Origin of the sequence: Alitibacter langaaensis DSM 22999 (assembly GCF_003096995.1) — a bacterium.
In the GTDB taxonomy this organism is placed as follows: domain Bacteria; phylum Pseudomonadota; class Gammaproteobacteria; order Enterobacterales; family Pasteurellaceae; genus Exercitatus; species Exercitatus langaaensis.
In genome coordinates this window covers 35,390-49,223 of sequence record NZ_QENU01000005.1, presented here as the reverse complement: position 1 = coordinate 49,223, position 13,834 = coordinate 35,390, and the positions used below count along the sequence as shown (strand labels likewise).

Annotated in this window: 10 protein-coding genes and 1 pseudogene; 5 read left to right on the top strand and 6 right to left on the bottom strand. The window is 37.1% G+C overall.

Going from position 1 to position 13,834, the window contains the following annotated elements; genetic code table 11:
- Nucleotides 1-166: 166 nt before the first annotated feature.
- Genes C8D76_RS04870 through uxaC form a run of 3 tightly spaced genes read right to left on the bottom strand, consistent with a single transcriptional unit; the run spans nucleotide 167 to nucleotide 4,556 of the window.
- A complete protein-coding gene (locus C8D76_RS04870) occupies nucleotides 167-1,654 on the bottom strand; it encodes a UxaA family hydrolase (protein ID WP_116631682.1) in 1,488 nt (495 codons plus the stop codon).
- Nucleotides 1,655-1,666: 12 nt separating this feature from the next.
- Entirely contained in the window at nucleotides 1,667-3,124 is a 1,458-nt protein-coding gene (locus C8D76_RS04865; protein ID WP_116631681.1) for a tagaturonate reductase, read from the bottom strand.
- A 19-nt stretch (nucleotides 3,125-3,143) separates the two neighbouring features.
- Nucleotides 3,144-4,556 carry a glucuronate isomerase gene (gene uxaC, locus C8D76_RS04860; protein ID WP_116631680.1) on the bottom strand — a complete coding sequence of 471 codons (1,413 nt, stop codon included), beginning with the start codon at nucleotides 4,554-4,556 and terminating at the stop codon, nucleotides 3,144-3,146.
- Nucleotides 4,557-4,775: 219 nt separating this feature from the next.
- Between uxaC and C8D76_RS04855 the strand changes: the two genes are divergently transcribed.
- From C8D76_RS04855 to exuR, 4 genes are all read left to right on the top strand, one after another.
- Entirely contained in the window at nucleotides 4,776-5,789 is a 1,014-nt protein-coding gene (locus C8D76_RS04855; protein WP_116631679.1) for a TRAP transporter substrate-binding protein, read from the top strand.
- Nucleotides 5,790-5,823: 34 nt separating this feature from the next.
- Complete coding sequence (locus tag C8D76_RS04850) at nucleotides 5,824-6,315, top strand: TRAP transporter small permease (protein WP_116631678.1); 492 nt, start codon at nucleotides 5,824-5,826, stop codon at nucleotides 6,313-6,315.
- Complete coding sequence (locus tag C8D76_RS04845; protein WP_116631677.1) at nucleotides 6,315-7,631, top strand: TRAP transporter large permease; 1,317 nt, start codon at nucleotides 6,315-6,317, stop codon at nucleotides 7,629-7,631. Before C8D76_RS04850 ends, C8D76_RS04845 begins: the two co-directional genes overlap by 1 nt.
- Before the next feature lie 109 nt (nucleotides 7,632-7,740).
- Nucleotides 7,741-8,511, top strand: a complete 771-nt coding sequence (gene exuR / locus C8D76_RS04840) for a transcriptional regulator ExuR (RefSeq protein WP_116631676.1) — start codon at nucleotides 7,741-7,743, stop codon at nucleotides 8,509-8,511.
- 55 nt (nucleotides 8,512-8,566) lie between these two features.
- On the opposite strand, the pseudogene C8D76_RS04835 reads toward exuR, so the two are convergent.
- Both C8D76_RS04835 and C8D76_RS04830 read right to left on the bottom strand, forming a co-directional pair.
- Nucleotides 8,567-9,617: pseudogene (locus C8D76_RS04835) on the bottom strand (IS3 family transposase).
- 140 nt (nucleotides 9,618-9,757) lie between these two features.
- Nucleotides 9,758-12,079: a Tex family protein gene (locus C8D76_RS04830; protein WP_116631675.1), complete on the bottom strand. Its 2,322-nt coding sequence runs from the start codon at nucleotides 12,077-12,079 to the stop codon at nucleotides 9,758-9,760.
- Between the two features lie 189 nt (nucleotides 12,080-12,268).
- Here C8D76_RS04830 and tal point away from each other — a divergent pair, with 189 nt between their 5' ends.
- Nucleotides 12,269-13,219: a transaldolase gene (gene tal / locus C8D76_RS04825; protein ID WP_116631674.1), complete on the top strand. Its 951-nt coding sequence runs from the start codon at nucleotides 12,269-12,271 to the stop codon at nucleotides 13,217-13,219.
- A gap of 139 nt (nucleotides 13,220-13,358) precedes the next feature.
- Here the strand turns inward: tal and agaF are convergent, their stop codons facing one another.
- Nucleotides 13,359-13,793, bottom strand: coding sequence for a PTS galactosamine/N-acetylgalactosamine transporter subunit IIA (gene agaF, locus C8D76_RS04820; RefSeq protein ID WP_116631673.1), 435 nt, complete (start codon nucleotides 13,791-13,793; stop codon nucleotides 13,359-13,361).
- Nucleotides 13,794-13,834: the final 41 nt, after the last annotated feature.

Below are 13,834 nucleotides of genomic sequence, written 5' to 3'. Positions count from 1 at the left end.
ATCTAGTTATATGGATTTTGCAAATAAAATATTGCTATTTGGTAAATAGGCTAGGTTTAGTTGGGATGATGATAAGTTTCAATATTCAAATATTTAGTAAATGCTTCTTCTAAAATATTTGCTGTTGGAATAATTTAACCTAGCTTAAATATAGTAATGTTCTTAACTAAAGCGTAACTCCACTTTTGAAAATCGCTAATTCACGAAATTCATTAATTTCATTCTTTGTTAACTTACCATTTACCGTAACGACAACTAGATCAATAAAGTCCTCTAGCAGTTCAGACATTGTCATGTTGTAAACTAACCGCCCTGCATCGAAATCAATCCAATGCTTTTTCTTTTGTGCCAGTTCGCTATTTGTTGCAATTTTCATAGTTGGTACAAAGCCGCCATAAGGTGTGCCACGCCCAGTTGAAAATAACACCATATGGCACCCAGCGCCAGCTAAAGCACTGGTTGCGACTGCATCATTGCCTGGTGCACTGAGTAAATTTAAACCTTTTACTTTCAACCGTTCTCCATATTTTAATACATCCACCACCTGGCTATGACCCGCTTTTTGAGTACATCCAAGAGATTTATCTTCTAATGTAGTAATCCCACCTGCTTTATTACCAGGCGATGGATTTTCATAAATTGGCTGATTGTGGTTTATGAAATATTGTTTAAAGTCATTAACCATTTCCACCGTTTTATGAAAAACTGTCTCATTTTCGCAATGACTCATTAAAATGCGTTCTGCACCAAACATTTCAGGAACTTCAGTTAATACTGTTGTTCCACCATGACTGATAAGATAATCAGAAAAATTACCGAGCATTGGATTGGCAGTTATACCCGAAAAGCCATCAGAGCCACCACATTCAAGACCAAATTTCACTTCGCTGAGTTTTCCTAGTTGACGCTGATCTTGACGCATTTCTTGGTAAAGTTGTTGTAATAATGCAACGCCAACTTCTACTTCATCATCATAATGTTGTGAAATCATAAATTTCACACGATCTTTATCGTAATCACCAAGACTCTCTTGAAAAGCACCAACTTGATTATTTTCACAACCTAACCCAATCACGAGTACAGCACCAGCATTGGGATGCTTAACCATATTTTGCAACATTACTTTGGTATTTTCATGATCATCCCCTAACTGCGAACAGCCATAACTATGGTTAAATGTGAAAACCCCATCAATATCAGACAAATCATTATTTTGCATAAATTGCTTTTTGATTTGATTAGCAATACCCACTACACAGCCTACTGTAGGTATAATCCAAAGTTCGTTACGGATACCAATATCACCATTTTTACGACGATAAATTTGTACATCACGATCAGATATTTCAGTAGAAAGTGCGGTCAATTCTGGCAAATATTCGTAGTCATTAATATCGCTTAAATTGGTTTTTACATTATGCGTGTGAATATGCTCACCAACAGCAATATTTTGCAAAGCATGCCCAATTGGATAACCATATTTAATCACATCTTGATTTTGACGAATGGGATTAACTGCAAATTTATGTCCACGGGCAATATCCGCTTTTAACTCAATTTGTTGCCCATCAATATCAAGCAATGCACCTACTGATAAATCTTGTAATGCAACCGCCACATTATCTTGATGATGAATTTTAATAAACTGCTTCATATTCATACTCACTTAATTAAGACAATATTGGCGTAAGGCAAAACGCATACCATTTTCTATAATTGTTTCCAATTGCATCGTCACTGTATCAACCAATTGCGAAACTTGGGTTAAATCCTGTTCCCAGTGAGCCTCTTGTTTCAACACATTATGCACAAGTTGACGTAATGATAATTCACCACTTGCGACTTGTTGCCACCAAGTTTTGAAATTTACCAGCCAAATTTCATCATCCTGTAATGGAATTGATTGTCCATCACGCTCACCTCGATAAAAAGCAATTAAAGCAGCTAAAGCAAAAGTTAAGTGCGGTGGCAATTTGTCAAATTTCTCAATATAAGAAAGTAATTGTGGCAAATTACGGGTACGATATTTCGTCATACTATTTAATGAAATAGATAACAATTGATGTTGAATAAACGGATTTTGAAAACGCTTAATGACTGCATCAGCAAATTGTTGAAGTTCGTCTTTGGGTAAAGAAAGCACAGGAATAATTTCTTTCTCCATTGTATGTTGTACAAATTGGCAGAGTTCTGCATCATTCATCGCTTCACCAATCGTATCCACATTTGACAAGTATGCTACTGGCACCAACGCTGTATGAGCACCATTTAAAATAGCGACTTTACGCTCTTTATATGGTTTTATATCATCTACAATTAATACATTTAAATTAACTTGATCTAAATGGAGTAATTTCTCAATAAACTTCGGTCCTTGAATAACAAATAGATAAAAATGTTCTGCTGTGTCTAAGAAGGTATCCTTATAACCTAATTCCACTTCAAGCGCTTCCGCCTCGCCACGTGGATAGCCTGTAACAATACGGTCAACTAAGGTTGAACAAAAGGTATTTGCTGATTCTAACCATTCAATAAATTCACTAGACAACTGCCATTCTTGAGCATATTTAAAAACCAATTCTTTTAAATGCTCACCATTGTAATCAATCAATTCGCAGGGAAATAAAATAAAACCTTTTTCTTTATCACCATTCGCAGCAATAAAACGCTCATAAAGCAAACGCGTTAATTTTGCTGGATAACTTATCTGTGGACGATCATCAAATTTATCGCCTTCGTGATAGCTAATTCCGGCTTCAGTGGTATTAGAAAAAATAAATTTAATCTCTAAATTATGTGCTAACTGTAGATATTCATCATATTGTTGATAAATATTAATCTCATTATTCACAGAACAGATAATCCGACTTTCTTTTACTTTGTTGCCATTCTCATCTAAACCACGAATTATCGTTGTATAAAGCCCGTCTTGTGTATTTAATGATGGTGGAAAATCAGTATTAATCGGACGCACAACAGTAATACCTGCATTTAAATCCGTTTTTTCATTTAAAATATCAATCTGCCAATCAATGAATGCACGCAAAAAATTACCTTCACCAAATTGAATAATTTTTGTTGGATGTTGGCGGCCTGGGTGATTAGTTTTATTTAGTTGTTCCATAATAAATACCCCAATCAAATTAGTTTAATTCAATTTCAAAATAGCGTTTTGCATTATCAAAACAAATATCTGAAACCATTTGACCTAAAAGTTTAATATCATGTGGAGCTTCGCCATCACGTACCCAATGGCCAAGCATCTGACATAAAATACGGCGGAAATATTCATGTCTAGTATAAGAAAGGAAACTTCGACTGTCTGTTAGCATACCAACAAAATGACTCAATAACCCTAATTGACTGAGCTGTGTCATTTGACGGATCATTCCATCTTTTTGGTCATTAAACCACCAGCCAGAGCCGAATTGCATTTTTCCTCGGATACCAGATTGTTGATAGTTGCCACACATAGTTGCAACCACTTCATTATCCCGTGGATTTAGGCAATATAAGATTGTTTTAGGTAATGAGTTATTAGCAGCTTGTGCATCTAATAAACGGGATAATGCAAATGCTATAGGTTCATCATGAATGGAGTCAAATCCAGTATCGGGACCTAATTGATTGAACATAAATGTATTATTATTACGTAAAGCACCAATATGATATTGTTGTACCCACTTACGTTTGTGATACTGTTCTCCTAAGAATACTAAAACTGCAGTTTTAAATTTTGCAATTTGTTCTTTATCTAATATTACGCCTGATAATCTCTCTGCAAGGATTTGATTTAATTCTTTCTCATCTGCTCTTCCATATAAAACTACATCTAATGCATGATCTGAGACACGGCAACCATGTGCATGAAAATAATCAATACGTTTTTCAAGTGCTTGACATAAGCTTGCAAAGGAAGATATTTCAATATCAGCTACTTCACCAAGTTTTTGGATATAACTACCAAAAGTATCCAATTCAATATTAAATGATTTATCAGGACGGAAACTTGGCGCTACCTTAGTTTTAAAGTTAGAATCTTGAGCGATAATTCTATGATGCTCAAGTGAATCTATAGGATCATCTGTTGTGCCAATAAACTTCACATTCATCTTTTGGATGATACCTTTTGCTGAAAAATCTTTTTGTTGTAGAAGTGTATTCGTCTCATACCAAATATCATCTGCGGTAACAGGTGACAATAATTTATCTGTTATACCAAAAGGACGGTGTAACTCTAAATGTGTCCAATGATATAAAGGATTCCCTATAGTATGTGGAACCGTTTCTGCCCAAGCAAGAAACTTATCATAATCAGATTGCAAACCGGTACAATAACTTTCATCTACCCCATGAGTGCGCATTGCACGCCATTTATAATGATCGCCTTTCAACCAAATGTCATATAAATTCTTAAATTGGTAATCTGCTGCGATTTGCTCTGGTGGTAAATGACAGTGATAATCAAAAATAGGCTGATTTTCTGCGTAATCAAAAAAAAGCTCTTGTGCAATCTCAGTATCAAGTAAAAAGTTCTTAGTCATAAAAGAGTTCATTTGAATTTCTCCATTTTGGTATCTAACACACCTAAATATGTTATACCAAAAACAGCAATAAATTCTAACTATTTTTGTGATCCAGATCTCATATTTGAGAATTTATACGACAAATTTATTTTTTTACTGCTAACATACATGCTAACAATCAGTTTTTAGATGTAAAAATACTATTAATAAAAAGTTATCATACAACCTTTATAAATGGAGATTTATATTATGAAAATTAATAAGTTATTACTTTCTAGCTTATGCATAGCCCTACCAATGCTATCAGTATCAACGAATGCATTAGCACAAAAAGTAACATTAAAATTAGCCCACAACTTGGACCAAACCCATGTAGTACATCAGGCTCTAGCCAAAATGGCAAAAGAAGTACAAGAAAAATCAAATGGTGAATTAAAAATTCGTATTTACCCTAGTGGCCAGATGGGTGGACCACGTGAAACTATTGAATTAATTCAAAATGACGCATTAGATATGACAAAAGCAAGTGCGAGTGAAATGGAATCTTTTGTAAAAGAATTCTCAATTTTCAGTAGTCCATATTTATTTGATAATGAAGAACATTTTAAGAAAGTCTTATTTGGCGAAGTTGGAAAAGAAATTACAGACAAAACTCAAGCGAGTGGGTTTAATGTATTAGCTTCTTATGTTGCTGGTACCCGAAGCTTTTATGCTAAAAAGCCTATTCATTCTCCGGCAGACATGAAAGGTTTAAAAATTCGTGTTGTATCAACACCAACCACAAATAAACTTATTGAATTATTAGGCGGTTCACCAGCTCCAATCCCATTTGGTGAAGTTTATACTGCTCTACAACAAGGTGTTATTGATGGGGCAGAAAATAATATTCCATCTTATAACCAAACTCGTCATGTAGAAGTCGCTAAATACTATATTGAAGATCAACATACGAGTGTTCCAGATTATCTCATTATTTCAAGTAAAACTTGGGCAAAACTGGACGATAACCAACGTAAAATATTAACTGAAGCAGCTAAAAATTCCGAGATTATTCAGCAACAACTTTGGGATGATGAAGTGAAAAAATCACGCGCAGAAGCAGAAAAAGTTGGAGCTACGTTTATATCTGTCAATAAAGAACCATTCCGTAATGCGCTAAAACCACTATATGATGATTTTGCTAAAGATCCTGATTTAGCTACATTAATTGAAAAAATTAAAGCAACAGCTAATGAGTCAATCATAGAACATCCCTTTAAATAAAAGGGATGTTAGATTTTCCTAAAGGAGTACATCTATGTTACTTGAAAAAGTGAAAAAGCCCATTGATACTTTTATTTCAACATTTGCCATCATCGTAATGGTTTTGCTTGTTATTTGTGTGACATGGCAAGTTTTTAGTCGTTATGTTTTGCATATGCCTAGTACCATGACAGATGAAATTGCACGTTTTAGTATGATTTGGGTGGGATTATTAGGTGCTGCATACACAGTAGGTTTACAAAAACACTTATCCATTGATTTATTTACTCATAACCTTTCAATGAAGAAAAAAGCAATGAGTAATATATTTATTAATCTTTGCATTATAGCTTTTTCTTTAGGCGTAATGGTATATGGTGGATTTACATTGGTTTCTAATGTTTATGCAACAGGACAAATCTCTCCATCTATGCAAATCCCAATGGCATATATTTATATTGCGTTACCACTAAGTGGCATTTTAATGCTTTTTTATAGCATATTATTCTTATTTGAAAATATTGCATTATTAAAGGAGAATAACTAATGGATATTTTATTATCATGGGAATGGTTTGTTCCTTGCGTGATGTTTCTCTCTTTTTTTGCTCTTGTGTTTATGGGAGTACCGATTTCATTTTCAATCGGTATCGCAACATTAACATCAGCAGCATTAATGTTCCCATTTGATACAACATTGATTGTATCTGGACAAAAAATAGCGACAGGCTTAGATAGTTTTTCACTACTTGCGATCCCATTCTTCATTTTAGCTGGTTCATTAATGAATAGTGGTGGAATTGCGACTCGCTTAATTAATTTCTCCCAGATTCTAGTTGGGCGCATACCCGGCTCATTAGGTCATACAAATGTAATGGCAAACATGATGTTTGGTTCAATTTCAGGCTCTGCCGTTGCCGCCGCTGCAGCTGTTGGTGGAACGATGTCACCTTTGCAAGCAAAAGCAGGATATGATCCTGCATATTCTGCAGCCATTAATGTGTCATCTTGTATTACTGGGCTCTTGATACCACCATCTAATGTGATGATTGTGTATGCCTTAACAGCAGGAGGAATTTCTGTTGCAACATTATTCATGGCTGGCTATATACCTGGTATTTTAATGGGAGCAGGTATCATGATAATGAACTATATTATTGCTAAAAAACGTCAATATCCTGTTTCAGAAAAACCAACTTTTTCGACCGCACTTAAATATACCTTGGATGCAATTCCTAGTTTATTAATGGTTGTTGTCGTAATGGGAGGCATCTTAGGCGGAGTTTTTACAGCAACTGAAGCCTCTGCTATTGCCGTAGTCTACACTTTCATATTATCAGTTCTCATATACAGAGAAATTAAATTATCAGAGCTACCTAAAATTATTCTGGATGCTATTGTAACAACCTCTATTGTACTTTTCCTAATCGGTGTATCCGTTGCAATGTCTTGGGCAATGACAAATGCTGATATTCCTTATATGGTTAATGATTTACTAATTAGTGTTTCTGATAATCTCATTGTCATTTTATTAATTATAAATATTCTGTTATTAGTTATCGGCATCTTTATGGATATGACACCAGCGGTCCTTATTTTTACTCCAATCTTTTTACCTATTGTAAAAGAGTTAGGAATGGATCCTGTCCATTTTGGTATTATGATGATTTTAAATTTATGTATTGGTTTGTGTACACCTCCTGTTGGAAGTGCTCTTTTCGTTGGTTGCTCTGTATCAGGCGTAAAACTACAAGATCTAATCAAACCATTAATACCATTCTTCTGTGTGTTATTAGCCACTCTATTTCTTGTAACATATATTCCATCATTATCTTTATTCCTACCTAATTTCTTCGGGTTATAATAAAGCTAGTTGCTATCTTCAATAGATAGCAACTAATCTACGCTAATCAGCAAAGATTAATAAATTATATGTTACAATTAGCTAACAATTTTTTAATTACTGAGATCTTATGAAGTTATCTGACCATCAACGTTTATATCAACAGGTTGCCCAAAATCTTAAATATAGAATCACAAACGGCATTTATAAAGTTGGTGATAAATTACCTGCTGAACGCTTTATTTCCGAAGAAATGAATGTAAGTAGAACAGTCGTGCGAGAAGCAATCATAATGCTAGAAGTAGAAGGATTTGTTGAGGTCAAAAAGGGATCTGGCATACATGTTATTTCCACAACACCTAAAAATATAAATAATCTCCCCCATATTCGTGGATTGGAATTTTCTGCTTGCGGGCCATTTGAATTACTACAAGCAAGACAACTTATTGAGCCTATTATCGCTGAATTTGCTGCAACTCAAGCAACAAAAGAAGATATTATTGATATTATGGAAATTCAAAAAAATGCCCGTCAAGAAGATCGTTTTCGCGATTCTGAATGGGATCTAAAATTCCATACTAAAATTGCTGAAATTACTCGAAATAGCGCATTAATTACGATTGTACAAGAAATGTGGCAGCAGCGTGTCTTAAGTCCATATTGGAAAAAATTGCATGAACATATTGATGCAAAATCAATTGATAGTTGGTGCAATGAACATGATGCAATATTAAAAGCATTGATCAATAAAGATTCATTCGGAGCCAAAATGGCAATGTGGCAACATTTGGAGAATACTAAACAAATGTTATTTAATGGTGCTAATGATGATTTTGAAATAGAAATTGATAAATTTCGTTTCTCGGAGAATCCTGTGATTCACTTAGATTCCGCAAAATAAATATATCAAATAAAAAGGAGCTTATTGAGCTGACCCCAAAAAGTTAGACTCTATTTTAATTCAAGGACTGAGTTCTGTATTCCACAGGGCTTAGTCCTTTTAGCTTCACTTGAATACGCTCATTGTTGTAGTAATGAATGTATTCGTGAATCACTTTTTCAAGCTGTTCAAATGTCCCAAACCGCTTGCCAAAGTAACATTCTGTCTTTAATCGCCCGAAAAAGCTTTCCATTGCCCCATTATCAAGACAATTGTCTTTTCTCGACATACCTTTGCTTAATACCGTGTTTTTTCAATATATTCCGATAACCTATCATTTGGTACTGCCATCCTTGGTCGGAATGGCGTATCGGTTTTGCCCCATTCAAGCGTTTCATCGCCTGCACCCTTTTGTGGTTGATAATCCAGTATTTTCTTAATTCCAAGGTAATTCGACGACAACCATAATTTTCGTCATTTTTGCGATAAATCACCTCTATTTGCTGTAAAATCTCGGCATTTTTATCAATCTTTGGTTTGATATAATAAAAGAAGGAACTGCGTGCCAATCCGATTAGCCTGAGCAATAATTCCCACGGAAAACACAAACGCAAGACATTTACAATGATGACTTTTCCTGCATTTTTTGTTGGCTGCGTTCCTGCCACTTTTTTAGAATAGCATTCTCCGCTTCTCATTCCAAAATTCGGTAACGCAAGCGTTTCTCTTCCGTTTTGGGCTTCGGTGGCATTTGGGGCGATTTTAGTTTCATACTTGAACGACCTTTAGGTTTGGGTAATAACCCCTCTATACCTTGTTTTTCGAAGGCTTGCAACCATTGGCTAATGATTCCTGAATTGGGAATATCAAAGTGAAAGCACGCGGCTTCAGCGGAATACTGTCTTTTTGAATAGCTTGAATAACTTTTAATTTAAATTCAACAGAATAACATCGTTTTTACCCAACACCGCTAATCCATTGATTTCATTATGATTAAATTTAGCAATCCAGTGCTCTAACGTGCTTTTGGTAAGCTGAAAATACTGGCGAGTAAGCGAACGATTTTTTCCATTTTGAAGATAAAAGTCGAGTACTTATTGTTTGAAACTTTGAGTATATTTAGTCATAAACAATCTGCACCTTAATCAGTTGGTTAGTTAGCCCAACTTTTGGGGGACAAATCATTTCTTTAAATATTAATCCTTTTATAGAAAGGGTTAGCGATAAAAACTGCGGCGAAATTGACCGCACTTTTATGTAACAAACGTTATTTTTTCCAGCCTTTTAGCGCATCCGCAAAGGCGTTATTGGCGAACTGATTGCGCGATGGTTGGCGTTTGTCATGATGAGCGTTATCCCGCCCTTGACGTGGTTTTGCCGATAAAGTGCGGTCAGATTTATCAGAATTTTTCACCGCACTTTCGTCTAAACGCATGGTTAAGGCAATACGTTTGCGCGCCACATCCACTTCCAGCACTTTCACTTTGACCACATCGCCTGTTTTCACCACTTGATGCGGATCTTCCACAAATTTATCACTGAGCGATGAAATGTGAACTAACCCATCTTGGTGCACGCCAATATCCACAAACGCACCAAAATTGGTGACGTTGGTAATTGTGCCTTCCAAAATCATCCCCGCTTTTAAATCTGTGATCTCTTCCACGCCGTCCATAAAAGTTGCTGTTTTAAATTCACCACGAGGATCGCGCCCCGGTTTTTCCAACTCTTTGAAAATATCCATCACTGTCGGCAAACCAAATTGCTCGTCAGTAAATTGTTTCGCGTCAAGTTGGCGAACCGCTGTGGCATTGCCCATCAGATCTTGAATAGATTGCTCTGTCGCTTGTAGAATTTTCTCGACCACCGCATAGGCTTCAGGGTGAACACCTGAAGCATCAAGCGGATTTTTTCCATGCGTAATGCGCATAAAACCTGCGCATTGTTCAAAGGCTTTTGGCCCCAAACGTGGAACTTTTTTCAGCTCAGCACGGCTGTCAAAACGCCCATTTTCATCACGATAATCCACAATATTTTGGGCAAGAGTTTTTGTCATTCCTGCCACACGAGCCAATAATGGCGCGGAAGCCGTATTTAAATCTACGCCCACGGCATTTACACAATCTTCCACCACCGCATCCAGCTTGCGGGCTAATCGCGATTGATTGACATCATGTTGATATTGCCCCACGCCAATGGCTTTTGGCTCAATTTTCACTAATTCGGCGAGCGGATCTTGCAGACGGCGGGCAATAGACACCGCACCGCGCAAGGAAACATCTAACTCTGGAAATTCTGCTGCTGCAAGCTCTGAGGCTGAATAGACCGATGCGCCCGCCTCGCTCACCACCACGGTTTGCGGTTTCAATGGTTTAATTTCTTTGATGACATCTTTCGCAAAACGCTCTGTTTCACGAGAAGCCGTGCCGTTACCAATAGCGATCAACTCCACATTATGCTTTTTGATCAGCTGATAAGTGGTGAGCATTGCGGCATCCATTTGCCCTGTGTGTGGATAAATAGTCGCGGTTTCCAATAATTTCCCTGTATTGTCCACAACGGCAACTTTAACCCCCGTACGCAAGCCGGGATCAAGCCCCATTGTATTTTTAGCCCCAGCGGGTGCTGCCATTAAAAGTGCGGATAAGTTTCGCGCAAAAACATCAATGGCTTCGTCTTCGGCTTTTTCACGCAAAGCCGCCATTAATTCCGTTTCTAAATGCAGGGCAACTTTAATTTTCCACGTCCAGCTGATGACTTGCTCACGCCATTTGTCCGCAGGCTGAGCATTAAAACGTACGCCTAAATGATCTCGGATGATTTCTTCACAATAGCTAGAACGCGCGCCTTCTTCTGCGTCTGGATCGGCATTTAAGCTCAGTTGCAAAATCCCTTCATTGCGCCCTCGGAACATTGCCAAAGCACGATGGGAAGGGACATTTTTCAATGGTTCTTGGTGATCGAAATAATCTTGGAATTTTGCCCCTTCCGTTTCTTTTCCTTCTAAAACTTTTGAAATGATGACCGCACTTTGTTGCAAATAACGGCGCACTTTTGCCAATAATTCAGCATCTTCGGCAAAACGTTCCATCAGAATATAACGCGCGCCGTCCAATGCGACCTTGCTGTCAGTAATGTCTTTTTCCGCATCAACAAATTGTTCGGCAGCGATTTCTGGCTGTTGGCTAGGATCGTTCCAAAGTAAATCTGCTAAAGGCTCAAGCCCTGCTTCAATCGCGGCTTGCCCTTTGGTGCGGCGTTTTGGCTTATACGGCAAATACAAATCTTCTAGTTCAGTTTTGCTCTGGGTTTGCAGAATTTTATCGCGCAGCTCATCGCTGAGTTTGCCCTGATCATTGATCGATTTCAAAATAGTTTGGCGGCGATCTTCTAGCTCGCGTAAATAAATTAAACGCGTTTCAAAATGGCGCAGCTGGGTATCATCTAAACCGCCAGTCACTTCTTTACGATAACGAGCGATAAAAGGAATGGTGTTGCCATCATCAACTAATTGAATGGCGGCAAGGATTTGCTGTGGGCGAACATTCAGTTCGGTGGCAATAATTTGGCTGATTTGTTGATTTAACATTTTTATATCTTCTAATGAAAAAATTGTCGATAGGATACTGGTTTTGATAGGTTTGCTCAACTGAAAAAATCCGAATTTTCAGCAAAAGAAAGCGTGATCTTAATCACAAATTGGGGAATAATAACTAGTGATTTTTATTATTATCATTAATAATGATCAACTAATTATTTACTCGTGAAAGGAAATACTATGACAACACAATTAGACGCACTCAAACAAATGACTGTCGTTGTGGCGGATACTGGCGATATTGAAGCCATGAAACTTTACAAACCACAAGATGCCACAACCAACCCTTCTTTAATCTTAAGCGCATCAGCACTTCCACAATATGTTTCATTGATTGATGATGCTGTGGCTTACGCAAAAGCTCAAAGTAGTGATAAAGCGCAGCAATTAATTGATGCCGAAGATAAATTAGCCGTTAACATCGGTTTAGAAATTCTAAAATTAGTGCCTGGACGCATTTCAACGGAAGTGGACGCACGTCTTTCTTACGATACACAAGGAACCATTGAAAAAGCGCGTAAAATTATTCGCTTATACAACGAAGCTGGCGTAGCCAATGATCGTATTTTGATTAAAATTGCATCAACTTGGCAAGGTATTCGTGCTGCAGAAGTGCTTGAAAAAGAAGGCATTAACTGTAACTTAACCTTATTATTCTCACAAGCACAAGCATGTGCTTGCGCAGAAGCGGGCGTATATTTAATTTCGCCATTCGTAGGGCGCATTTTAGACTGGTATAAAGCCAACGAGAAAAAAGAATATGCACCAGCGGAAGATCCAGGCGTTATCTCGGTGACAAGCATTTACAATTACTACAAAGAATACGGTTACAACACGGTAGTAATGGGCGCAAGTTTCCGTAATATTGGGGAAATCACTGAATTAGCAGGTTGCGACCGCTTAACCATTGCTCCAACTTTGTTAAAAGAATTGCAAGAAAGCAACGCACCATTAAGCCGCAAATTAGAATACAAAGGCGAAGTAAAAACACGCCCTGCACCAATGACCGAAAGCCAATTCTATTGGGAACACAATGCAGATCCAATGGCGGTAGAAAAATTAGCCGAAGGTATTCGCAAATTCGCAGCAGATATTGAAAAATTAGAAGCAATGCTTGCAGCAAAACTTTAATTTTTCCTTATATAACAAAAAAGTGCGGTCAAAATTCTTAAAGAAAATTGACTGCACTTTTTTCATTTAAATTATTTGTAGAAGATCAGGTTTGAGCTGGCAATCAATTGATTAACCACGGCAGGTTTACTCAATAACCTCAAATTCCGTCATCTTCTGTTCTATCCGCTCTTTTGGTTCTTTGTTGAGCCGACAATGTGGTGATGCCTTGGTTTGCACTAGCTAGCGCTTGTTTAACCAATTCTGCAAACTCAAGTTCATCTTTTGCCATTATAGTTTCAATCAACATCTGTAAATTTGTGCCAACAACCACTTCCGCGCTCTCAAACTGTTGTGCGAGCATCGCACATTGACGAAATGGTGTACCACCCAAAATATCGCAGCAAAAAAGCACCGCACTTTCATTTTCCGCGCTCAGATATTGTTTAATGTTTTGAGATAATTGCTCTGGTGTAATTTGCTTATCATCAAAATCAAAAAATGCCACTTTCGGATATTGCCCGATAATTTGCTCTAATGCACTTTGTAATCCTGTGGCAAAATGCCCGTGTCCACTCACGATTAAGGTTGTCATTTTTTCTCCTTACTAATAAAAAATGAATGAAAAATGCCGAG

Coding starts and splice junctions, on each gene's coding strand:
- C8D76_RS04870 (WP_116631682.1), bottom strand. CDS start 1,654: ATGAAGCAGTTTATTAAAATTCATCATCAAGATAATGTGGCGGTTGCA.
- C8D76_RS04865 (WP_116631681.1), bottom strand. CDS start 3,124: ATGGAACAACTAAATAAAACTAATCACCCAGGCCGCCAACATCCAACA.
- uxaC (WP_116631680.1), bottom strand. CDS start 4,556: ATGAACTCTTTTATGACTAAGAACTTTTTACTTGATACTGAGATTGCA.
- C8D76_RS04855 (WP_116631679.1), top strand. CDS start 4,776: ATGAAAATTAATAAGTTATTACTTTCTAGCTTATGCATAGCCCTACCA.
- C8D76_RS04850 (WP_116631678.1), top strand. CDS start 5,824: ATGTTACTTGAAAAAGTGAAAAAGCCCATTGATACTTTTATTTCAACA.
- C8D76_RS04845 (WP_116631677.1), top strand. CDS start 6,315: ATGGATATTTTATTATCATGGGAATGGTTTGTTCCTTGCGTGATGTTT.
- exuR (WP_116631676.1), top strand. CDS start 7,741: ATGAAGTTATCTGACCATCAACGTTTATATCAACAGGTTGCCCAAAAT.
- C8D76_RS04830 (WP_116631675.1), bottom strand. CDS start 12,079: ATGTTAAATCAACAAATCAGCCAAATTATTGCCACCGAACTGAATGTT.
- tal (WP_116631674.1), top strand. CDS start 12,269: ATGACAACACAATTAGACGCACTCAAACAAATGACTGTCGTTGTGGCG.
- agaF (WP_116631673.1), bottom strand. CDS start 13,793: ATGACAACCTTAATCGTGAGTGGACACGGGCATTTTGCCACAGGATTA.